The sequence below is a fragment of the Amycolatopsis rubida genome, assembly GCF_900115345.1.
Classification (GTDB): Bacteria; Actinomycetota; Actinomycetes; order Mycobacteriales; family Pseudonocardiaceae; genus Amycolatopsis; species Amycolatopsis rubida.
The window spans coordinates 178,615-199,614 of sequence record NZ_FOWC01000008.1 but is presented as its reverse complement, the minus strand read 5'-3'; the positions used below and the strand labels follow the sequence as shown (position 1 = coordinate 199,614).

At 70.5% G+C, this 21,000-nt stretch carries 17 protein-coding genes; 7 read left to right on the top strand and 10 right to left on the bottom strand.

Going from position 1 to position 21,000, the window contains the following annotated elements:
• Positions 1–23: 23 nt before the first annotated feature.
• The gene (locus BM362_RS28400) at positions 24–725 is read right to left on the bottom strand and encodes an IclR family transcriptional regulator (RefSeq protein ID WP_232791589.1); all 702 of its coding nucleotides are present in this window, start codon (positions 723–725) and stop codon (positions 24–26) included.
• 549 nt (positions 726–1,274) lie between these two features.
• On the bottom strand, positions 1,275–4,055 hold the full coding sequence (locus tag BM362_RS28395) for a glycoside hydrolase family 2 protein (RefSeq protein ID WP_093575190.1): 2,781 nt from the start codon (positions 4,053–4,055) through the stop codon (positions 1,275–1,277).
• A 588-nt stretch (positions 4,056–4,643) separates the two neighbouring features.
• Between BM362_RS28395 and BM362_RS28390 the strand changes: the two genes are divergently transcribed.
• Positions 4,644–5,039: an MBL fold metallo-hydrolase gene (locus BM362_RS28390; RefSeq protein ID WP_244287313.1), complete on the top strand. Its 396-nt coding sequence runs from the start codon at positions 4,644–4,646 to the stop codon at positions 5,037–5,039.
• A gap of 322 nt (positions 5,040–5,361) precedes the next feature.
• Here BM362_RS28390 and BM362_RS28385 read toward each other — a convergent pair whose 3' ends face one another.
• The 3 genes from BM362_RS28385 to BM362_RS28375 form a co-directional block, all read right to left on the bottom strand.
• Positions 5,362–7,407, bottom strand: coding sequence for a hypothetical protein (locus BM362_RS28385; protein WP_093575189.1), 2,046 nt, complete (start codon positions 7,405–7,407; stop codon positions 5,362–5,364).
• Between the two features lie 37 nt (positions 7,408–7,444).
• A complete protein-coding gene (locus tag BM362_RS28380; RefSeq protein ID WP_067579830.1) occupies positions 7,445–8,686 on the bottom strand; it encodes an ATP-grasp domain-containing protein in 1,242 nt (413 codons plus the stop codon).
• A gap of 154 nt (positions 8,687–8,840) precedes the next feature.
• Positions 8,841–9,599 (bottom strand): nucleotidyltransferase domain-containing protein, encoded by a 759-nt coding sequence (locus BM362_RS28375; RefSeq protein WP_067579832.1) that lies wholly within the window; start codon positions 9,597–9,599, stop codon positions 8,841–8,843.
• Positions 9,600–9,673: 74 nt separating this feature from the next.
• Here BM362_RS28375 and BM362_RS28370 point away from each other — a divergent pair, with 74 nt between their 5' ends.
• Positions 9,674–11,044 (top strand): PI-PLC domain-containing protein, encoded by a 1,371-nt coding sequence (locus tag BM362_RS28370; RefSeq protein ID WP_067579834.1) that lies wholly within the window; start codon positions 9,674–9,676, stop codon positions 11,042–11,044.
• Positions 11,045–11,057: 13 nt separating this feature from the next.
• Here BM362_RS28370 and BM362_RS28365 read toward each other — a convergent pair whose 3' ends face one another.
• Both BM362_RS28365 and BM362_RS28360 read right to left on the bottom strand, forming a co-directional pair.
• Positions 11,058–11,360, bottom strand: coding sequence for a ribosomal protein L7/L12 (locus BM362_RS28365; RefSeq protein ID WP_198545269.1), 303 nt, complete (start codon positions 11,358–11,360; stop codon positions 11,058–11,060).
• 163 nt (positions 11,361–11,523) lie between these two features.
• Positions 11,524–11,793, bottom strand: a complete 270-nt coding sequence (locus tag BM362_RS28360; protein ID WP_232791590.1) for a hypothetical protein — start codon at positions 11,791–11,793, stop codon at positions 11,524–11,526.
• Between BM362_RS28360 and BM362_RS28355 the strand changes: the two genes are divergently transcribed.
• The 3 genes from BM362_RS28355 (at position 11,786) to BM362_RS28345 (ending at position 16,177) form a co-directional block, all read left to right on the top strand.
• Positions 11,786–12,688, top strand: a complete 903-nt coding sequence (locus BM362_RS28355; protein ID WP_093575187.1) for an NAD-dependent protein deacetylase — start codon at positions 11,786–11,788, stop codon at positions 12,686–12,688. The genes BM362_RS28360 and BM362_RS28355 overlap by 8 nt on opposite strands.
• A gap of 130 nt (positions 12,689–12,818) precedes the next feature.
• The gene (locus BM362_RS28350) at positions 12,819–13,664 is read left to right on the top strand and encodes an LLM class flavin-dependent oxidoreductase (RefSeq protein WP_093575186.1); all 846 of its coding nucleotides are present in this window, start codon (positions 12,819–12,821) and stop codon (positions 13,662–13,664) included.
• 110 nt (positions 13,665–13,774) lie between these two features.
• On the top strand, positions 13,775–16,177 hold the full coding sequence (locus BM362_RS28345) for a glycoside hydrolase family 2 protein (RefSeq protein ID WP_093575185.1): 2,403 nt from the start codon (positions 13,775–13,777) through the stop codon (positions 16,175–16,177).
• A 42-nt stretch (positions 16,178–16,219) separates the two neighbouring features.
• On the opposite strand, the gene BM362_RS28340 is transcribed toward BM362_RS28345, so the two are convergent.
• On the bottom strand, positions 16,220–17,410 hold the full coding sequence (locus BM362_RS28340; protein ID WP_067579845.1) for a cytochrome P450: 1,191 nt from the start codon (positions 17,408–17,410) through the stop codon (positions 16,220–16,222).
• A 17-nt stretch (positions 17,411–17,427) separates the two neighbouring features.
• A complete protein-coding gene (locus BM362_RS28335) occupies positions 17,428–17,937 on the bottom strand; it encodes a PadR family transcriptional regulator (RefSeq protein WP_093575184.1) in 510 nt (169 codons plus the stop codon).
• Positions 17,938–18,060: 123 nt separating this feature from the next.
• Between BM362_RS28335 and BM362_RS28330 the strand changes: the two genes are divergently transcribed.
• Together BM362_RS28330 and BM362_RS28325 are read left to right on the top strand one after the other, a co-directional pair.
• Positions 18,061–18,888, top strand: coding sequence for an LLM class flavin-dependent oxidoreductase (locus BM362_RS28330; RefSeq protein WP_067579847.1), 828 nt, complete (start codon positions 18,061–18,063; stop codon positions 18,886–18,888).
• A 1,020-nt stretch (positions 18,889–19,908) separates the two neighbouring features.
• On the top strand, positions 19,909–20,325 hold the full coding sequence (locus BM362_RS28325; protein WP_232791591.1) for an STAS domain-containing protein: 417 nt from the start codon (positions 19,909–19,911) through the stop codon (positions 20,323–20,325).
• 55 nt (positions 20,326–20,380) lie between these two features.
• On the opposite strand, the gene BM362_RS28320 is transcribed toward BM362_RS28325, so the two are convergent.
• Positions 20,381–20,914, bottom strand: coding sequence for a bifunctional nuclease family protein (locus BM362_RS28320; RefSeq protein WP_067579851.1), 534 nt, complete (start codon positions 20,912–20,914; stop codon positions 20,381–20,383).
• Between the last annotated feature and the right edge of the window lie 86 nt (positions 20,915–21,000).

Here is a 21,000-nt window from a genome sequence, read left to right as displayed (position 1 = left end):
CTTCCACTCAGCGGAAAAGTTCCTCAGCCTTGCAATGCCCGCGTGACCCCCAGCGCGGCCATCCGCACCACCGGCACGAGCGGAGACAGATTCGGCGTGCAACTGGGCACCACCACGGAAATCGCCGCCACGACCTGATCGCCGGGCCCGCGCACCGGAGCCGCGACCGACGACGCGCCCTCGGTCATCTCGTTGCGGGAGATGCAGAACCCTTGCAGCCGGACCTCCGCCAGCACCTGCCGCAGCCGCGCGGGATCCGTGATCGTCCCGCTGGCCCTGCGCTCCAGCCCGCCGGACAGAATCTTCTCAAGGCATTCCGGCGGCGCGTGCGCGAGCAGCACCTTGCCCGGTCCCGCCGCGTGCAGCGGAAGCCGCAGTCCGACCCGCGAGGTCACCACGACATCCGGATGCGCCTCAAGCTTTTCCAGATACAGCGCCCGGTCCCCGTCCAGCACGACCAGGTGGACGACCTCGTGCGTCACCTGCAGCAGATCCTGCAGAAACGGCAACGCGACGTCCCGCAGCTCGCGCCCGCCCGGCGCCTGCGCCCCGAGCTGCCACAGCCGGAGCCCGATCCGGTACCGGCCTCTGCCGGTGCGCTCCAACGCGCCCCAGCCGGTCAGTTCGGCCAGCAGCCGATGCACCGTGGCAGGCGCGAGCCCGGTCGCCCGGGTGATCTCGCCGTGAGTCTGCTCGGGCCGGCCGGACAGGAAGGAATCCAGCACCGCGAACGCGCGGCTCAGGACCGTGCGCCCGGGTTCGGCGGCGTTGCCGGCGATCGCGTGCCTCCGGGGCTGCGGTGGAACAGGACGGGGACTGGCCGCCCATCATCCGCCAGTCCCGCGAACACGGCAACCCGCCCTCCCTCCGACCGTCCACACTGGACGATCACCCACCGCCCCGCCCCCGCCCGAGGTCCGTGAGGGCCACCCTCATTGACTCTGATTCCCTCACGACCCTCCACCGGTCCGCCGCAGCCCGCGATGCGCCCCAATGTCGCATCGGGGCGCCACCCGCACCCCGCGAATCCCCACCGCCACCAGCACGCTCCGCGCACGAGAACCCCCGCACACCCACCGCAGCCAACGCACCCACCCATCGAGGCGCCCAGCCCTCCCCCAACCCCGATACGAAGCCTCCCTGCGGTTCGGGGGTGCTTGTCAAGGCATCTTTCCCGCCTTGACAAGCACCCCCGAACCGTCAGCACACTCAAGCTTCGGGGTGCCCCACGCAACCCCCACAAGCGATGTCGCCCCCAGGCGACGAGCCACCCCTCACCCCCCAAACGTCCGAACCACCGGACGCACATCCAGCGCGTCCCGATTGAACGTCACCTCCACCCCCCGCCCCCGCACCCGGGACGCCCCCTGATCAAGCTTCCACCCATCCACCCGAACCCCGACCCGCGGATGCCGCCGAACCTGCCCCTCGTCCAGCCGAACCCGGACACTCGTCCCTTCCCCGCCGACCAGATTCAGATAATTGTCACTGAACGTCGCAGGGAGAACCCGCTCCCCCGTCCGCACGTCATACACCTGCAAGTGCAGCATCAACGCCACGGACTCGCCGATATTCCGCACGTCCACCGCCACCTCGGCCCCGTCCCGCCCCCGCGAAACTCCGGCGATCACCGAAACGGCCGCCCCGGGCATCCCGTCCAAACCGGAGAACCCAGCCTCCCGGCCAGGACTCTCCACCCAGTAAAAACTCCGCACCACCTCCGAGCCACGCGAATCCCTGAGCACCAGCCGGACAAAAGCGATCTCCGACGGCGCGCCACCGACCTGCGAAGCGACACTCCCGGCCACAGCACGATCAGAACCGGGCACTCCGCCCACCCGCATCGAGGCACTGGCGAATTCCGCACCGTCCAGCCCGTAGAACGCGGCTTCAACGCTCCCCCGCACCATCGCCCGCGAATGATTCGCCACAATCACCTCGAAACTCCGCGCATCCAGCACCACATTCACCCGCCGGCAAGCATGCTGAACCGCGTAGAACGACGAATGCGCCTCCAAATCATGGCTGTACATCTGCCACACAAAACTAGGCTGCGCGGGATTGGTCATCCACATGATGACCCCCGTGCGCGGATAAGGCCCCGCACTCCGCATATGAGCCGCCGGAGCCTCGTAAATCGCCCTGATGCACTCGTAATTCATCAACTGCGACTTACGTGCGAAATCCGCGAGATTCCGCACCTCGCCGTACCGCTCGCCCGTCAGCCGAAGATACCCCGCACCACCCCCGTTGCCGCCGTTGCCGTTCACGTCCCGATCAGCCCAGAAATCATCCGGCCGCTCCCACGAAGCCTCCGGAAGCATCTTCCGCATGAACTCCAGCGTAGGAATCGAATAGGATCCGACCTCGTTATGGAACGGCGGCCACTGCGTACCGTCATTCAGAGAGAAATGCTGAGCGGGCGGCACCCAGTGATACGGCCCGCCGGACCGGTACCCGTCGACCGGATTCGCCCCGGTGTCCCCGGCGGAACTGGTCAGCACCACCCGCTGCGGATCCAGTTCGGCGACCAGCGCGTCCAGCCCGTCGATCAACGGCTGCGGCGGCGGCCCCTCGTTCCCGCCGCACCACAGCAAGATCGACGGATGATTGCGGAACCGCACGATGCAATCGCGGATGTTGGCGAGATCCCGCGCGATGTTCTCCGCGGGCGGTCCTTCGGTCGAGCAGAAGAAGTCCTGCCAGACCAGGATGCCGTACTCGTCGCAGGCGGCGAAGAAGTCCTCGGTACTGCTCTGCCCGTTCCAATTGCGGATCACATTGAGATTGGCGTCCCGATGCAACCGGACCTGCGCCCGCAACCGCTCCCGGGGAATCCGCTTCAGCGCCTCGTCCAGCCCCCAGTTCCCGCCCATCACCAGAATCGGCTGATTGTTGACGGTAATGGCCAGGCACTGGCTCACCGCCCCGGACGGCGACCGCATCGGCGTCGTGTACTCGATCCGCCGGATCCCGAAGTCCACCGTCCGCTCGTCGTGGACCTGGCCGCCGGTCCCGGCCCCGACAGCCAGCCGATACCGGTACGGCTCCCCATACCCGTTGGGCCACCACAGCTTCGGCCGGTCCACCCGCAGACAGGCGATCTCCTTCGACGTCAACTTCACCGACGACACCCCAGCGGGAACACCGACCGTCCGCCGGAACGGCCGCCCGTCGAGGGACCCCGTCACCACGACGGATTCCGCGGCAGCACTGTCCAGGGCGAGCGTGACCGAGACCTCGGCGGTCCGCAAATCCTGCGACAGCGTCGAAGTGACCTGCACGTCAGCCACCCGGACCGGCCCCGTGGTACGCCAGGTGACCGGCTGCCAGATCCCCAGATCCCGGTCCGGAACGGTAGGCAGCCAGTCCCACCCAGCGGTGCAGAAGAACGTCGGCCCGTTCTTCAGCGTGATCCCGGTCGGACCGCCGTTGCGCCCGCCCCGCGTCACCCCGCTGGCGTAACTCGGCAACGCGGGCGGATCGGTGTAATCGAGTTTCCCGACCAGCACCGCCAGCCAAGCCACCCCGTCCGCCTTGGCCACGATGTCGGTGACCTCGAAGACCGCGCGCTTGAACGCGCCCTCGACCGTGCCGGCCCTGGTCCCGTTGAGCCACACGGTCCCGAGGTAGTTGATCCCGTCGAACTGCAGCCAGAACCGCTGCCCCGGAACCAGCCTCGGCACCCGGAACGCGACCCGGTACCAGTAGCCGGTGTCCTTGAGGCTGTCCGGAACGGTGTCCGTCACGATGTGGCCGTACAACGGATCGGGATACTCGCCGTTGGCGATCATGCTCGTCAGCGACGTCCCCGGGACCACGGCGGGCTTGAGCCCAGCGACGTTCTCCGCGCTGGCCAGCACACTCCCGTCCGCAGCCGTGCCGTCGGCCGCGACAAAGGTCCAGCCGCTGCCGATCTCGCCGCCGCCGACCTGAGTCGGACGTGCGCCGGGGGCTGCCTCGGCGGCGCCGGAAACCCCGAACGCACCGAGCACACCACCGCCCGCGACCGCAATACCGCCGGACAGAAACCGCCTGCGATTCACCTGGGTCACGTCGCCCCCATAGCCTCTGACATCGTTGTCAACCGCGCCTGAACCCTATTATTCGGCCGCCCGCGGTCCCGATGTCAAGCGGCGTCCGGAGGTTTCCGCACCCCCGCAAGGTTTCTGTCGGGCGGACAACCGGCGTCCGGCTCCCCGGGGCGATCACTCGCTGCGCCATCGGAAGGAATCTTTACAAACTGAGCGGGAACTCGGCGCGCCTCTGGCGACCGGCCGCCTTTGCGCGTTGAGGGTCACGGCGGTCGGGGCGGGAAGACTGCCCCGCTCACCGGTGCGCCACCCGAGGAAAGCGAGTTCCCCATGCCCGAACCCGTCGAGATCTGGACCGTGCCCGGCTTCGTCGAGTACGAAACGCCGAGGAATGACCCGCCGGACCGGGCCGGTCCGCCGCGGTCCCGTCCGTTCCCGAAAACGGTACCGCTGAGCGAGAATCCCGGAGTACGCGAATGTCCACTGTGCACCCGATGAGCCGGGTGGAATTCACCAGGGCCTCGCGCACCGGCATGGGGGCAGCCATCCGTTCCACCAGAGACGTCCCTGCTCACCGACGCCGAACTGGACCACACCCTCGGCCTGCTCATGCTCCGCGAGGCGACGGCGCTCACCGTCCACGCCCCGGCTGCCGCTCTGCACGCGCTGACCGACCACTTCCCCGCCCGCTCCATCATCGGCGAGTACCACGACTGGACCTGGCACCCCTCCACCGAAACCACCCTCGACGGCCTGGTGATCACTTCCCTCCCCATCCACGACCCCCGGCAGCACGCTCGTCCACGCGCCTTGCCTGCGCACCTGGCCGCCGCCTTCGACGAGTTCGCGGGCGGCGCGAGCCTCGTCCTGCTGGACGGCACCTTCTACCACGGCAGCGAATTCACGACCGCGACCGGCAGGCGATGGGCCACACGCCGATCACCACGACGCTGCCGACACTCACCAACCACCCAGGCACCACCCGCTGGGCCCACACACACCTGAACAACACGAACCCCGTCATGGACCCCACTGGCCCGGAACACGCCGCAGCGCTGCAGGCCGGAGCGGAACTGCCGCCGCTCGGAACGGAATTCGCCCTCCAACCCGAGACCGCACGCTCCGCGTGCGAGCCGGTCGTGAGGGGAACCCTGAGAGAGTGTTTCGAAACCCGCGTGGTCAGTCGCTGAATCCGTGTGTTACACGGCAGCTTGCACACAACCGCCCGATAAACGCCACGCCGCCCCGGTATCACAGCTAACGCCCGACCACGCCACCGGGTTTCGAAACACCCTCTCAGGGAATCTGATTCCCTCAGGGTTCCCCCTCACGGCTGTTCGGGTTCGGCCATGGCGACCGGCGGCACCGCCTGCAACGTTCCGGCAGGCAGCCGGTCCGCGCCCCAGCTCCGCTCGAGGTAGCCGATGATCCGCGCGACGTCCTCGGCGGGCACCTTCTCCGGCTCGCCGTGCTCGTTCGGGTCGACGTGGAAGATGTAGAGCCGGGACGCGAACTGGTCGAACGGCAGCGAGGCCTCGCCGAACCGCTCGCCGTTGCCCGCGGTGGAGACCACGACGCCGTCGCCCCAGTCCTGGCCGCTGTCGTTGTTCGGGTTGTAGAAGTACACCCGCATGACGTCGTCGGGATCCGGGGCGGTGCGCAGGATCGTGATCGCGTGCCAGCCGACGTAGCGGGCGGCGCTGTCGGTGACCGCGATCCCGGCCGGCTGCGGGTGGATCAGCGGCTGCTCGCCGTTGTAGGACGGGTGGTAGCTCGCGTGGAACTGCCGCAGGAAATCGTCGAGGTCGATCAGCTTCCCGGTGGCGACGTCCACGTTGATCCGGAAACCCCGCGAGGCCCACCAGCCGTGGAACTCGGGGTTGACCCAGCGGTGCGGGTCGCCCGGCCGGTCGGCGCAGCGGCGGCCCATCTCGGCGTAGATCCGGTCGAGATGGGGCACGACGAGCGACGACACCGGGTCCAGGTCGACGGGCAACTGGGCGGACAGCCCGGCGCCGACCTCCTTCGACGAGACCGGCTGTCCTTCGAAGTGCATGACGACCTCGTCGTCGCGGGCCGCCCAGACCACGACCTGCAGCAGGTAGTCCGGGTCGTTGTAGGCCCACATCGACAGCGCCCGCGCCGACTGGCAGGTCGGGTTGTCGCCCTGCCCGACGCCGAGCGGCTGGCCCAGCATCGACAGCACGCCCGCGAGCAGCCGCGCCTCGGGCCGCGGCTGGTCGCCGAACACGAGCGCGAGCCGTTCCCGGGAGGCGGTGGACAGCTCCAGCGCCAGCTGCCGCCACAGCGCGGGCACGACCGGCGGTTCGTACAGGATGCCGCGGTCGAGCAGCAGCGCCAGCCCGTAGACGCACTGCGCGGTCTGCGGATGCACGGCCTCTTCGATCAGCCGGTGGACCAGGTCGTGGTAGCGCATGAGGCAGTTCCGGCCCACGTCGGACAGGCCGAGCGCCTCGCCGAGGAGGTAGTCGCTCTCGTGCGCGAGGTACCGCAGCAATTCGGCGTGGTACGGCGACACCAGGCCGGTGTCGTGCATGGCCCGGGCGAACCCGGCCGCCTCGTACTGCAGGCTCGCCGGGTCCATCGCCTCGAGCCGGGCCCGGAAGACGTCGACGCCCGGGTCCTCGCGGCAGGCCTCGGTGGTCCCGAACAGGCTGGTGATCAGCCGGTCCAGCCCCTGCACCGACGAACCGCCCAGGTCGACGTCCGGGTCGCCGCGGTAGATCGAGATCCGGGTGATCAGCGATTTGACCTGGTCGACCTGGATCGGGCGCTGGCGCAGGATCCGCCAGATCTCCTCGACCACCTTGTCCAGGATGCTGTCGTAGCCGATCTGGTCGGCGAGGTACCGCAGGAGGTCCCGGATCAGCTGCGCGGTGCGGCCCTGCCTCGTCCGCTCGGCCTCGCTGGGCGGCGTGAACAGCAGCTCCAGGTTCGCCCCGAGCACCTGCGACAGGAACTCGCGGGCGTCGTCGGCGGGCAGCGTCGGATGCTCGTAGTCGCCGCACGCGACCGCGAGCATCCGCAGTTCGCTGGTCGCCTCGATCACCACGGTGTCGGAGTTCCCGCTGTGCAGACCGGGGCCGACCAGCGCGGGGATCAGGATCTCCGGGGAGTCCCAGTCGGTGCCCTGGAAGACCCCGGCCTCCTCCAGCGCCCGTGCCCTGGCCCGGACCGCGGCCGCGCCGTCCGGCTGGAGCAGCACCCGTCGCAGCGCCTCCAGCACCCGCCGCAGCTTCGCGTGCTTGCCGAAGTCGCGGGCTTCGGCCATGGCCCGGACGGCATCGTCTAGCGAGGCCACGCGTTTGGCCAGCGTCGTGGTCGCGCCTGTGACGTCGGCGTTCGGCTGCAAGTGCGTCCTTCGGTCGGGGTGGCGGACACGTCCGTGCTCAGACGTAGAAATCCAGTTGTTCCTGTTCCTTCAGCAGGTCACGCATCCGGTAGGGGTCGTCCCCGAAGAAGTACAGCAGACCCCAGTGCGTGCCGAACGCGGTCCTCTTCGTCACCGTCTCTTCCAGCGGCGCGCTCAGGTCGTGTGACTCGTAGTAGTCGTCGTCCTCGGTCTGCTGCGGGATCTGAAGTTCGCTGACCACCCGGCGTCGAGGATAGACGCCGAAGCAGCCGGCGACCCCGTTCGCGTCCACGACCTCCCTCGGGAAGAACGCGTCGATCTCCTCCTCGGTCGTCTTCGGGTCGAAGGACAGCACCAGCGCCTGGTAGGCGTTGAAGCCGTAGGCCCGTTCGAGCAGTTCGAAGACCTTGAAGCCCGGCGGGCGGTAGGCGACCTCGCCGAAGTACATCTCGCCGTCGCTGGTGACGAAATACTCCGGGTGCACAAAGCCGAACTCGATGTCGAAGGTCTTGACGAGCTTTTCGATCTGCGCGGTGATCTGCGGCCGGTACCGCTCCAGTTCGGGGGTGGCCGGGACGAACACCGAGTACCCGAGCGTGACGTACTCCGAGATGTTCAGGAACTTGACCTTGCCGCCGTGGATCCACGCCTCGACGGCGAACTCCCAGCCGTCGAGATGCGATTCCATCAGGACCGGGAACTCCTCGTCCGGGATCGAGTCGATCTCGTCCGGGGTGCGGATGACGCGGTGGCCGAGGCAGCCGGCCTTGTCGAACGCCTTGAGGTGGATGGGATCGTTCGGGTCGCCGTCGAGCTTGAGCAGCGTCTGGTTGACCCGCTTGAGGAACCGGACGACGTCGTCGCGGTCGTGCGCCTCCTCGAAGATCCCGACCCGGATGCCGCCGAGCTGCGCGCGCCGCTTCATCAGCGCCTTGTCCCGCAGCAGCATCGCCTGGCCGAACAGGCGCGGGTTGTCCATCAGCACCGAGTTGATCGCCCCGGCCCACTCGACGGTCTCCTCGAACAGCGGGATGGCGACGTCGACGCCTTCCTCGTGCAGCATCTCGGCGATCTCCATCGACCGGTCGTTGAGCCGCTCGAAGTTCCACGACACGTAAGGGATGTCGTGCTCGACGCAGTACTTCTCCGCCCAATCCGGGGCGACCACGACGTAGCGCCGGTCGAACCGGTCGAGCGCCTCGACCGCGTTGAGCGACCAGCCGAGCAGCGCTACGTATCCCTTGTCCGGATCCTTCGCGACCGGCTCGGACTGTGGCATAGGGCGTTCCTCCGTTCAGCACGTGCGGCTCGCCACGGCGCGGCGGCCACAGCCGTGCCGAGGTCATATACCCGAAACCGGCGAAATGAAACGGATCCGTGCCCTCCGATGAGGTTTGACGAGCGGAAACCGTTGCGCCGTCGGAGATTCCGGGTTACTCGGATCCGGCCGCCCGGCCGATCAGCGCGCACGCCATGGCGAACGCCCCCGGCAGATCGTGCCCCATCCCCGCCACCACGTCGTCCAGCCCGCGCAACCCCGCCCGTTCCAGCAGGGTTTTCTCGTTCGTCACCCACTCCCCCCGCGCGGCCAGCACCGCGTGCCCGGCCTGCATCGCCGCCACCCCGGCCGAAGCCGCGCTCTCCGCCACCCGCCCGTGCCGCACATACGCCGACTTCGCGTAGTGCATCGTCCGCGCCGCCGAAGAGCGCCAGAACCTGGGCGCGTTCTCCCGCAACAGCTCCGGATACTCCGGCCGCGGCAGCTCCCCGCGCAGCACCCGGTTCACCGCCAGCTCCGCCACCACCAGGTAACTCGGGATCCCGGCCAGGTGGAACGCCAGCGGCTCCCAATGGAACCGGCCCTTCTCCGCCTCGGCCAGCTCGTGCTCGACCACGTCCAGATCCCGGTAGTGCACGTCCACCGGCTGTCCCTCGACGGTCAGCCACGCACCGCCGTTGAAGACCCCGCCGCCCCACTCCCCCAGCCCGGAGACCTCGCCCGGCAGGTTGAGCGCGCGCAGGTCGTCCGGGTCGAACGCGCCCCGGTAGTACACCGCGTAGTCCCAGTCGCTGTCCGGACGGTGGGTGCCGCGCGCCCGCGAACCGCCCAGTGCCACCGCCTCGACTCCGGGCAAACCGGACAGCAGCTCGGCGACGTGCCCGGCGAACGTTTCCTCGTCGTTTTCCCGCATCAGGAGAACATGCCATGAATCTCTGCCAAGATCGCCAGTATTTCGCCGGTTGTCCAGCCGACCTGGGGGTCCGAATGCACCGATTCCGCACCATCGCGCTCGCTGCCGCTGCCGTCACCGCGCTCGGCGTCGCGCCCGCGAACGCCGCGCAGCCCTTCTCCGGCACCGTCTTCGCCGCGACGCACAACAGCTACTCCGGCAACGTCGACGGAGCGAAGGGGTCCATCCCCTACCAGCTCGACCACGGTGTCCGGTTCATCGAATTCGACATCCACGACAACGGTTACGCCACCCGCCACGACTACGGAATCGGCCACAGCTCGCCCGGCGACCTGGTCGACCACGCGGGCAACCCCGCGTCCGACAGCCTCCGCGACTGGCTCGCCGCGGTGAACACCTGGTCGGCCGCGCACCCGGACGCGGCGCCGATCGTCGTCATGCTCGATCTGAAGGACGACCTCGCCGACAACGACTCGTTCGCCGCCGGAAACCTGGCCGCGGTCAACGCCGAGCTGAGCGCCGCGTTCGGGCCGCGGCTGCTCTCCCCCGCCGCCTACCGCACCGGCGCGACCACGGATTCCCTGCGCGGCAAGGTCCTCCCGCTGCTGTCGGGCGACGGCGGCACACGCGCCGCGTACCGCCGGGACGTCGGGTACCACCCGGCGGTCGCGGTCAACAGCCGCGGCCAGGTCGTGGAGGTGCACGACTCCGGCGGCGGCGCGCTCTGGTACTGGACCGGGCAGCTCGGCGCCGACGGACGCGTCGCCTGGCAGCGCCACGGCCGTTACGACAGCGGCCAGACCCCGGCGGTCGCCCTCGACGACTCCGGCCGGATCGTCGAGGTGCACCAGTCGCCGAGCGCCGCCACGCTCTGGTACCGCACCGGACAGTGGGGCGCGGATGGCGAAATCGCCTGGTCGGCAAGCCATCAGTACGACAACGGCGTGCTGCCGACGGTCGCGTTCACCAGTTCCGGGCTCCGCGAAATCCACCGCAGCCAGTCGAGCGACCAGAACTGGCAGTGGCGCGGCACGCTCTCCGGCGAGGCAGTGACCTGGACCGGAAACGCGAAGACGTCCGATCCGCGTTACGACAAGGCAAACGCGGGGCGAATCTCCGTCGCCACCGGCGCCGACGGGTCCACGCCGGTGCAAACCCTGCGGTACTCCACGGATCTCGTCACCGGCGGCCGCGTGCAGTACCAGCAGGTCGCGTTCGACGAATACCAGCAGGGCGATCCGGCTGAACTGAAGGACGGGCTGTTCTACGGTGCTCCGGCGAAGGATTCAGCGTTTTTGGTCGCTGCGCGCAAGAGCGGACACGTGGTCCGCGGCTGGGACTTCGACAACGCCGGGCTGGCCACCGATCCGCTGGTCAACTACCCGGCGACCAACCATCCCTACGACGACTGGTACCGGCAGCTCACCACGGACGCCGCGCGCTAGGTCCGGCGGCGGCTCACCGGATGCTGTCGCTCATCCGGTCCACCGCGTCTTTGGCTTCCTTCAAACCGGCCGCGGTGACTTCCCGGTAGCGTTTGACCGCGGCGATCTTCTTGCCCTGCCGCAGCAACGGCTCCAGTTCCGCGACGAGAGCGCCGTCCGGCTCCCGGACGCCGAGATGGCCGAGCACCAGATCCAGCTTGCGCTCCACCCGGCCCAGCCTGCGCTCGAGCGATCGGGTGCTCGAACCCCAGCCGGTGCTCATCAGGATTCCCAGGAGCAGCAGCGCGACGATCACCCACAACAGTTCGATGTTCACCCGTCCAGCCTAGGCATCGGCGCGGTGCCGCGGGATCCACGGGGCCAGGCCGGAAAAAGGGCCCGCGCCCTCCCACCCCGACGGGGAGAGCGCGGGCCTCGCCCGCAGGCTGGAGGGTCGGTGTTCCTCCCAAGAACACCGGCCCCTCCGGCCCGTGGGCGCCTCAGGCGGTCCGCCGCCTGAGCCGAGCCGCCCCGACGGCTACGACCGGCATCGCCGCTTCCCGCAGCGCCGCCCGTTCGACCGGCCGCCGGACCGTCCCGTTCGGACTCCGCAGGCAATATCGCTCCACGGATTCCATCAGCACGGCGGCGACCATCACGACCAAGGGCGTAGCCAGCGCGAACCACATGTGGCCTTTGGTACCCAGCCGCCCGGAAAACCAATCGCCCGGTTTCCCGGCGGGTGGCCGGTAGACTGGCGGCGTGCGCACGCGACCGACGCTGACCTGGGCCGGACCCGGCGAACCGCTGCCGCGCACCGGCACGGTCCCCGACGTGGCCGAGATCGTCGCCGGGCGGCGGGTGCTCGTGCTCAGCGGCGCGGGCCTCTCCACCGAATCCGGCATACCCGATTACCGAGGCGAAACCGGCAGCCTCCGCGCCCGCCAGCCCATGACGTACGGCGAATTCGTCGCCAGCGAGGCGGGCCGCCAGCACTACTGGGCCCGCAGCCACCTCGGCTGGCGCACCATCGCGCGGGCCGCGCCGAACGACGGGCACCGCGCCGTTTCCGCGCTGCGCGCGGGCGGCTGGGTCTCCGGCGTGATCACCCAGAACGTCGACGGCCTGCACCGCGCGGCCGGCACTCCCGGCGTGGTCGAACTGCACGGCAACCTCGACCGCGTCGTCTGCCTCGGCTGCCGCCGCACCACCGCGCGCGAGGACCTCGACGCCCGGCTGCGCGCGGCCAACCCGGATTTCGCCGCCGTGGCAACGCGGATCAACCCGGACGGCGACGTCGAACTGGCCGGGGACGTCGTGCGGACCTTCCGCACCGTGCCCTGCACGAGCTGCTCCGGCGTGCTGAAACCGGATGTGGTGTTCTTCGGCGAGAACGTGCCGCGCTCCCGCGTGCAGCGGTGCTACCGGATGGTCGACGAGGCTTCCGCGGTGCTGGTGCTGGGATCTTCGCTCACCGTCATGTCCGGCCTGCGGTTCGTCCGGCGGGCCGCGAAATCCGGCAAGCCCGTGGCGATCGTCAACCGCGGCCAGACCCGCGGCGACGAGCACGCGGCCGTCCGCGCCGACCTGCCGCTCGGCCCCGCGCTCACCGAACTGCTGGCTGTGCTGGAAAACGCGTTGCTCAGCCCGAGCACCGCCGGATAGGCTGCGGGCACTCCGATGGAACGGTCCCCGGAAACACGCCGCAGAGCGGACCGGCCAGCCTGACGACATCCAGGCCCAGGAGCGGGCGGCAACCCCGTAGTTGCCGACCCCTTTTCCCGGAGGTTCTCCGATGTCCATCGGCATTGGCCTGCCCATCAGCGACCCCGCCGCCCTGCTCGGCTGGGCACGGCGCGCGGACGCCGGCCCGTTCAGCACGCTCGGGCTGCTCGACCGCCTCGTCTACGACAATCCCGAACCGCTCACCGCGCTCGCCGTCCTGGCCGGCGCGACCACCCGCGTCCGGCTGCAGACCGAGGTCCTGCTCGCTCCGCTGCGCGAGACCGCGCTGCTCGCCAAGCAGGCCGCCACCCTCGACCGGATGAGCGGCGGCCGGTTCGTGCTCGGCGTCGGCGTCGGCGGCCGCGAGGACGACCACCACGTCGCCGGAACCCCGCTGCGCGAGCGCGGCCGCCGTCTCGACCAGCAGCTCGCCGACCTGTGCCGGCTCTGGTCCGGCGAGCCCTACAGCGCCGAAGCCGGTCCGATCGGCCCGGCGCCGGCCCGCGAAGGCGGTCCGGAGCTGCTGATCGGCGCGTTCAAACCCAAGGCGCTGGCCCGCGTCGCCCGCTGGGGCGACGGGCTGCTCGCCGCCGCTCCCCCGTCCTGGGTCGGCGGGCTGTTCGACACCGTGCGCCGCGACTGGCGGGAACACGGCCGCAAGGGCGAGCCGCGGCTCGTCGCGCAGGTGAACGTCGCGCTCGGCCCGGATTCCGTCGCGCACGAAGCGAAAGCGGCCATGCGCGCGTACTACGCGTTCACCGATATGGCGGAGCACATGGTGCGCGGAATGCTCACCGCGCCCGGCGACATCCGCGCCGCGATTCGCGCGTACCGCGATCTCGGCGCGGACGAGGTAATGCTCTACTGCTGGGGCAGCGATCCCGGGCAGGTCGACCGGCTCGCCGACCTCTGCTGATTCAGCTGACCTCTGCTGAACAACGCTGGAAGTAAGCTCTCGCTCATGCAGTCCTCGACGCTTTCCGGCGGATCTTCCGCGCCCCGTCCCGGAACCGCCCGCCGGCGAGGATGACGGGCGAGCCTTCCGAGCGGGTCCGCTGGCTCGCCGCGCAGCCCCGCCGAGGTTTCCTGCTCGGCGCCGGCGCGGTGCTCGTCGGTTCGGGCGCGCTCGCGGCCGCGCTTTCCCGTCCCGCGCCCCCGGCGGCGCGGGACGGGTTCGGCGCGGACTGGCTTTTCGGGCCGTTCGTCCCGGGCAGCACCGATCCGGACTTCGACGACAGCGGGATGGCGCTGGTCTCGGTGCCGCACTGCGTCGTCCCGCTGTCCTGGCGGGACTGGGACCCGTCGGACTGGCAGCGCGTCTGGGTGTACCGGCAGCACTTCCTCGCGCCCGCGCAGCTGCGCCGGAACCGGGCGTTCCTCCAGTTCGACGGGGTGCTCAGCGCGGCGACCGTGTATCTCAACGGCCGCCGCGTCGCCCTGCGCAGCGGCGGTTACCTGCCGCTGCGCTGCGAGGTCACCGGTCTGCTGACCGGCAAGGACAACGTGCTCGCGGTGGTCGTCGACGGCCGCTGGCAGCAGAACACGCCGCCGGACCTGCCGGAATTCCCCAACCCGACGGCCATCGACTTCTACCAGCCCGCCGGGATGTACCGCGAAGTCCGGCTGACTGGCGTGCCCCAGACGTATCTGTCCGATGTGTACGCGCAGCAGATCGCCGTGCTGACGCCGAACCGCGAGGTGCTGCTGCATTGCACAGTGGACTCGGCGAAGGCCGTGCAAGGCCCTGTTCGGCTCACCGCCACGCTCAGCCAGCACGATGCGGAGGTCGCGTCCTCCTACACTGATCTCACCGGCCTGCCGAAGGGCGGCACCCAGGTCACGGTGTCGTTGCAGGGCCTCGACACGGTGCAGCTGTGGGACCTGGACGACCCGGCCTTGTGCGACATCCTAGTCACCCTCGCGGTCGACGGCCGCAAAGTGCACACCTACCCGCTGCGCACCGGACTGCGCGACGCTCAGTTCACTGTGGACGGTTTCCGGCTGAACGGGCGGCCGCTCAAGCTGTTCGGGCTCAACCGCCACCAGTGGTACCCGTTCGTCGGCGGCGCGATGCCGGACCGGGTGCAGCGCCGGGACGCTCAGCTGCTGAAAGAAGAGCTGAACTGCACGATGGTGCGCTGCTCGCACTATCCGCAGGCGACGGCGTTCCTCGACGCCTGCGACGAACTCGGCGTCCTGGTGTGGGAGGAGCTGCCGGGCTGGGACCACGTCGGCGACACCGCGTGGCAGGAGCTGGCGGTGCGAGACGTGCACGACATGATCGTGCGCGACCGCAACCATCCGTCGATCGTCGTGTGGGGCACCCGGGTGAACGAGACGCTCGGCCAATACACGCTGTACGGGCGAACCGACCAGCTCGCCGCGGAACTCGACCCGATGCGGCCGTGCACCGGCGCCGTCGCGGGCGAACGCGGTTACGTTTCCCCGCTGTACCCGGTGAAAGCGGGCGGCGGAGTGTTCTCGTTCAACGACTACAGCCGCCCGCGTCCGCCCGGCTCGCCGCCTCCGCTGCGCCCGCCGCGGCGCGGAGTTCCGTACCTGGTCAGCGAAGCGATCGGCACGCTCGTCGGCTCCCCGTATTTCCGGCGGACGGATTCCCTAGCGGTGCAGCGGGAACAGAGCATGCTGCACGCCTGGGTGCACGACCGCGCCGCGTCCGATCCGCGCTACAGCGGCCTGCTCGGCTGGTGCGGTTTCGACTATCCCTCCGGCTGGTATCACCACTATCGCGGCGTGAAATACCCCGGCGTGATGGATTTCTTCCGCATCCCCAAACTGGGCGCGGCGTTCTACCGGGCGCAGCGCGATCCGTCCCGCGGCGCGGTGATCGAACCGGCTTTCTACTGGGATTTCGGCCCCGGCTCCCCGCCGGGCGGGCCGGGTCGCGACGCGATCATCTGGTCGAACTGCGAGGTGCTGGTGGTGACTGTCGCGGGCAAGCACCCGGTCACCGTGCGCCCTGATCGCGCACGGTTTCCGCACCTGGCGTATCCGCCGTTCCCGGTGGATCTGCGGGTGAACGGCCGAGCGCGCCCGGAGCTGAGCATCGAAGGCCGGATCGGCGGGCAAACCGTGCTGCGCAGGCGATTCAGCGCGGATCCGGCCTACGACACGATCGCGGTGACCGCCGACGACGACCAGATCATCGCCGACGGCGCGGACACCACCCGGGTCGCGCTGCGCTTGCTCGACCGGTACGGCGCTCCGCGGCCGCATGCCCGCGGGGTGCTGGCCGTCTCGGCGAAGGGGCCCGGCGTGCTGATCGGCGATCCCTACCTGGATTTCGGCGCGCTCGGCGGCGCGGCCGCGGTGTGGGTCCGCTCGATGCGCGGCGCTCCCGGCACGATCACCGTGAGTGCCACGCATCCGTTCGTCAACACCGGAACCGCCACGATCGAGTCCTCGTGAGTGCCGCGCCGGTTCTCCCCGGCAACGCCGCTCACGACCCCCTCACCACACGACCGGCACCCGCGACACCCCGCCCGTCAGCCGATTCGCCCGCACTTCCAGCTCGTCGGCGGGCACGGCCAGCCGGAGGTCCGGGAAGCGGCGGAACAACGTCGTGAACACCACGCGCAGCTCCGTCCGCGCCAGGCTGGCTCCGATGCAGAAGTAGCCGCCGTAGCCGAAAGCGAGGTGGGAGTTGGGTTTGCGGTCCGCGTCGAACTCGTGCGCGCCGGCGAACACCGACGGATCGCGGTTGGCCGAGGCGGTCGAGATCATCACCGCGTCGCCGCGCGGGATCCGGACGCCGCCGATCTCCACGTCCTCGTGCGCGTACCGGAGCAGCCCGAGCCCGCCGGGCGCGGACATCCGCAGGATCTCCTCGACAGCGGCGTGCACGCGCCCTTCCGGGTCGGCGGCCAGCGCGTCGCGGCGGGCGAGGTCGGCGAGCAGGAACAGCACGCCGAGGTCGATCCGGTTCGACGTGGTCTCGTGGCCGGCGAACAGCAGTCCGGCGGCGAGCCTGCCGAGGTCGTCGTCGGTGAAGGTCGGGTCCTCGGCCTGCGCGGCGACCAGGTCCGAGACCACGTCCTGGCCCGGGGTCGCGCGTTTCGCGTCGGCGAGGCCGGACATGTAGGCGGTGAACTCGGTCATCGCCACCTCGGCGTCGCCGCCGCTGTCGAGCACGCCGATGCGGTCGGAAAGGCCGCGGAACTTCTCGCGGTCCTCGTACGGGACGCCGAGGAGTTCGCAGATCACCAGCACGGGCAGGGGAAACGACAGGTGCTCGTGCAGATTCGCCGGCGAGCCCGCGGCTTCCATCCCGTCGAGGCACCGGTCGGCGAGTTCCTGGATCCGGCTGCCGAGGCGGCGCATCCGGTTCGCCGAGAACGCCGGGACCAGCAGGCGGCGCAGCCGGGCGTGCTCCTGCTGCTCGGTCTCGAAATCGCCCTGCGGCCCGTTCAGCACCGCGGCGTCGGAGACCGTCGAGGCGTCCTCGGGGTGCGGATGGGAACGGCCGAACCGGGTGTCCGCGAACACCTCCCGCGCCTGCTCGTGCGCGGTGACGAGCCAGGCCGGGTCGCCCGCCGGGGTCGTCACCGGGACGATCGGGCCTTCGCGGCGCAGCACTTCGTACAGCGGCGCGATGTCCAGCACGTTCGGCCTCGCGAACGGCAGCTGGGTGGGGGTCGGCATTCCGGGTCCTCCTCGGGTCAGCCCGCCCGCGTGCGCAACGACGCGAGCCAGTCCTGTTCGTTCTCCGCGCGGCGCTGGACCTCGGCCAGCACGAGCCTGCTCCACGGGTCGGCCTGCCCGGCGCCGAGCTTGGCCAGCCGGTCCCGCTGCGCCGCGACGGCGGTCTGGCGGGCGTCCAGCACGCGCAGCCGTTCCTCCGGGGTGAGCCTGCCGAACCCCGCCAGCCGCGCCAGGAACTCGGCCGGATCCCCGGCCAGTTCCGGCGGCAGGTCGGCGAGCAGATCGTGCAGCAGCTCCCGCCCGACGTCGGTGATCGTGTACACGTGCCGCGGCGGGCGGCCTTCCTGCGGCTCGGCGGTCCGGGTCACCGCGCCCGCCTCGGCGAACCGCCGCAGCGCCGGGTAGAGCGAGTTGTTCGACAGCGCGCGGCCGCTGGATTCCTCGACCTGCTTGCGCAGCTCGTAGCCGTGCCACGGCCGCTCGGCGAGCTTGGCGAGCAGGAGCACGTCGGTCCACACATAGGTCACCGTAACCTAGGGTCCGGTGAGGGGGCAACGTCCGGACGGCGGATGCCGGGAAAAGATCTCGGCCCGTTTTTGTCGGTCCCTCCCGATACGGTTCCGTTCGACCGATCCGGAGGGGGTTCCCGCATGACCGGCCACGTTCGCTACGGCCTCTACCTGCCGCCGTTCGGCCCGTTCGGCGATCCAGCCGCCCTGGCCGACCTGGCAGTCCGAGCCGAAGCCGCCGGCTGGGACGGCGTGTTCCTGTGGGACCACGTGGTGCCCGCGATGCCGCCGATCGCCGACACCTGGACCACGCTGGCCGCCATCGCACAGGCGACCAGCACGGTGCTGCTGGGCCCGATGGTCACGCCGCCGAGCCGCCGCCGTCCGTGGCTCCTGGCCCGGCAAGCCGCGACGCTCTCCCGCCTGTCCCGCGGCCGGTTGATCCTGGGAACCGGCATCGGCTCCGACGAAACCGGCGATTTCAGCCGGTTCGGCGATCCGTCCTCGCCTGCCGAACTGTCGTCGCGGACCGACGAGGCGCTGGAGATCGTCCGCGCGATGTGGGCCGGGGAGGCGGTGCGGCACGAGGGGCCGCACTATCGGGTGAGCCTGGACGCGGCCGGCCCGGAGCCGTATCCCCTTCCGGTGTGGACGGCCAGCACGACCCGGCATGAACGGGTTCTCCGGCGGGCCGCGGCGAGCGACGGGATTTTCCCGCTGCCCGGGCCTCGGCCGTTGCCGCCCGCGGAGCTGGCCAGCCTGGTTGCTCGCGTGCGGCCGCCGGATCGCCCGTACGAGGTCGCGGTGTCGGGCAACGCGAGCCCGGCGTGGGACGACCCGGGCACGGTGGATCTCGCGGCGCTCGCCGAGGCGGGGATGACGTGGTGGATGGAATCGCTGATCCACTTCGATCCGCTGGACCTTTCGCTGACGGTCGTGGACGCCGGACCGCCTCGGATCGGGGGTTAGCCGGACTCGTCGGGGGGGTTTGTTGCAGCAGAGTCCGTGTTGTCCGGGACGCCTGCGTGGGCCGCCTCGGATCGAGGCACAGCCGAACCCAGCGGGAGGAGGTTGCTTGCGCGGCAGGGTTCCCGCTGCCGGGGACGACTGCGCGAGCCCCACGCCGAGGCGTAGCCGAGCCAGGAGGGGGCTTGCGCACGACGGCAGGACCCACGCACGCAGCCCGAGCACGACTGTCGGATCGAGGCGCGGCCGAGCCAGCTGGCAGTTTGCGCACGACGGCGGAATCCTCGCTGGCCGGAACACCTCCGCAGGCCACCGCGAATCGAGGCGCGGCCGAGTCATGGTGGGGGCATTGCGTGCCCGGCATCCTCCACCCTGCCGGGGACAACTTGCCCAGATCCCGCCGGGTCGAGGCATCGCCGACCCGGCGGCGGCTTGTGCGCAACAGCAGCATCGCCGCCGGTCCACAACTGCCGGATCGAGGCGTGGCCGGGCCAACCGGGCTGGCGCGCGGCAGGCGAATCCGTGCCGCCTGGGAATGCCCGAGCCCGCCGCGCCAGTTCGGGGCCACCGAGCCAGCGAGGCCACCGAGCCAGCGGGGACGCGGCAGCGGTCGCCGCCCTGCCGAGGCGCAACTCCACCTGCCCCACCGGATCAGGGCAGGTCCGAGTCCGGCAGCGAGAGTCCTCGCCTGCGGCAACGAAATCCGCTCACCCCGCCGTCACGCGCACCCGAACTCCGCCACCGCCAGCGGGAAACTCTCCCTCGGCCACCGGATTGTCTTTCCCGCCACCGTTTCCGGCGCGCGCGGCGGCGATCTCCCCGCGGTCGCCTGATCGTTCAACAACCACCCGGTCGCCGTTCGTCCCCCTTCGGCGGCTTCCCTGGGCGGCTCGGGAGAGCTACGGTGGAGAGTGGTTGAGCCTCCAGCCACCGTGTGATTCGTCCCGCGCGCCGGGATGCCCGGTGCCCGGCCGGGCCGGCATTCCGCCGCAGCCCTGTGCGCGGCTCAGAGAAAGTGCCGTGATGACCGCCCCGCACAGTGCCCGACTGCCCGCACTGCCGTCGCCGGACCCGGCGGGGATGCTCCGGCTGCGCGTCCGCCACCCCGCCCCGGGCACCGCCGTCGTCGAGGTCTCCGGGGAGGTCGACCTGGCCACCGCGCCCCGGCTGGCCGAGGTCGTCGAGGCGCGGCTGCGCAGCACCGTCAGCCTGGTGATCGTCGACCTGCGCCGGACGACCTTCCTCGGCGTCGCGGGGCTGCGCGTCCTGATCCGGTTGAAGCTGCTGGCCGCCGGAGCGGACACGGATTTCTACGTCGACCCGGGCGCCGCGCCCGCGATCCGGCGGCTGTTCTCGCTCTTCCCCCTGGACTGCGTACGGTCCGGCGCCGCCGAGGGGCTCACCGAGATCCCGCTGCCCCGGCCCGCGGAACAGGCTTGATCCTCCACTGAGGACACTGAGAACGCTGCGACCGGAAAGCGAACCGGCACGAGGCTCACGCGTCCGGGTCGCGGAAATCCTCCGGGCTCACGTCGTCCAGCAGATCCCGGAACCGGCGGATCTCGTCCTCGGCCGCCTCGGCCGGTTCCTCCAGGTCGGCAGCGGCGTCGAGAGCGGTTTCGTCGCCCGCCGCCACCGTCACGTCGACCGCCGCCTCGTCGAGCACCGCCTCCGCGACTTCCAGCGGGGCCTGCGTGCGCAGCCCGATCGCGATCGCGTCGCTCGGGCGGGCCGACACGCGCTCGCCGCCGGACAGGACGAGGTCCGCGTGGAAGATGCTGTCCAGCAGCTGGGTGATCTCGACCCGTTCCACGCGCTGGCCCAGCGCCGCCAGCACCTCGATGATCAGCTCGACCGTCCCCGGCCGCGCGGACACGACGTGTTCCTGCGCGGCGGCCAGTTCCTGCGCCTCCGGCGCGCCGATGGTGATGGCGAGCCACCGGCGCGAGCCGGACTCCTCGCGCAGCAGCACGACCGGCGCCGACTCCTGCGCCACCACGGCCAGCCCCTGCACTCGCACCTGCACCATGGGGGTCACCCCGCTTCCGAAAAGGTTCTCCCTGCTGACTACCCAACCTCCGGCGATTTGTCACGCGAAATCGCCGCCCGCCGCCC

Bases quoted from the DNA above. Each gene is read 5' to 3' on its own strand.
- BM362_RS28390 (WP_244287313.1), top strand. From the start codon at position 4,644: ATGCTCCGCGAGGCGACGGCGCTCACCGTCCACGCCCCGGCTGCCGCT.
- BM362_RS28380 (WP_067579830.1), bottom strand. From the start codon at position 8,686: ATGCCACAGTCCGAGCCGGTCGCGAAGGATCCGGACAAGGGATACGTA.
- BM362_RS28375 (WP_067579832.1), bottom strand. From the start codon at position 9,599: ATGCGGGAAAACGACGAGGAAACGTTCGCCGGGCACGTCGCCGAGCTG.
- BM362_RS28370 (WP_067579834.1), top strand. From the start codon at position 9,674: ATGCACCGATTCCGCACCATCGCGCTCGCTGCCGCTGCCGTCACCGCG.
- BM362_RS28350 (WP_093575186.1), top strand. From the start codon at position 12,819: ATGTCCATCGGCATTGGCCTGCCCATCAGCGACCCCGCCGCCCTGCTC.
- BM362_RS28345 (WP_093575185.1), top strand. From the start codon at position 13,775: ATGACGGGCGAGCCTTCCGAGCGGGTCCGCTGGCTCGCCGCGCAGCCC.
- BM362_RS28340 (WP_067579845.1), bottom strand. From the start codon at position 17,410: ATGCCGACCCCCACCCAGCTGCCGTTCGCGAGGCCGAACGTGCTGGAC.
- BM362_RS28330 (WP_067579847.1), top strand. From the start codon at position 18,061: ATGACCGGCCACGTTCGCTACGGCCTCTACCTGCCGCCGTTCGGCCCG.
- BM362_RS28325 (WP_232791591.1), top strand. From the start codon at position 19,909: ATGACCGCCCCGCACAGTGCCCGACTGCCCGCACTGCCGTCGCCGGAC.
- BM362_RS28320 (WP_067579851.1), bottom strand. From the start codon at position 20,914: ATGGTGCAGGTGCGAGTGCAGGGGCTGGCCGTGGTGGCGCAGGAGTCG.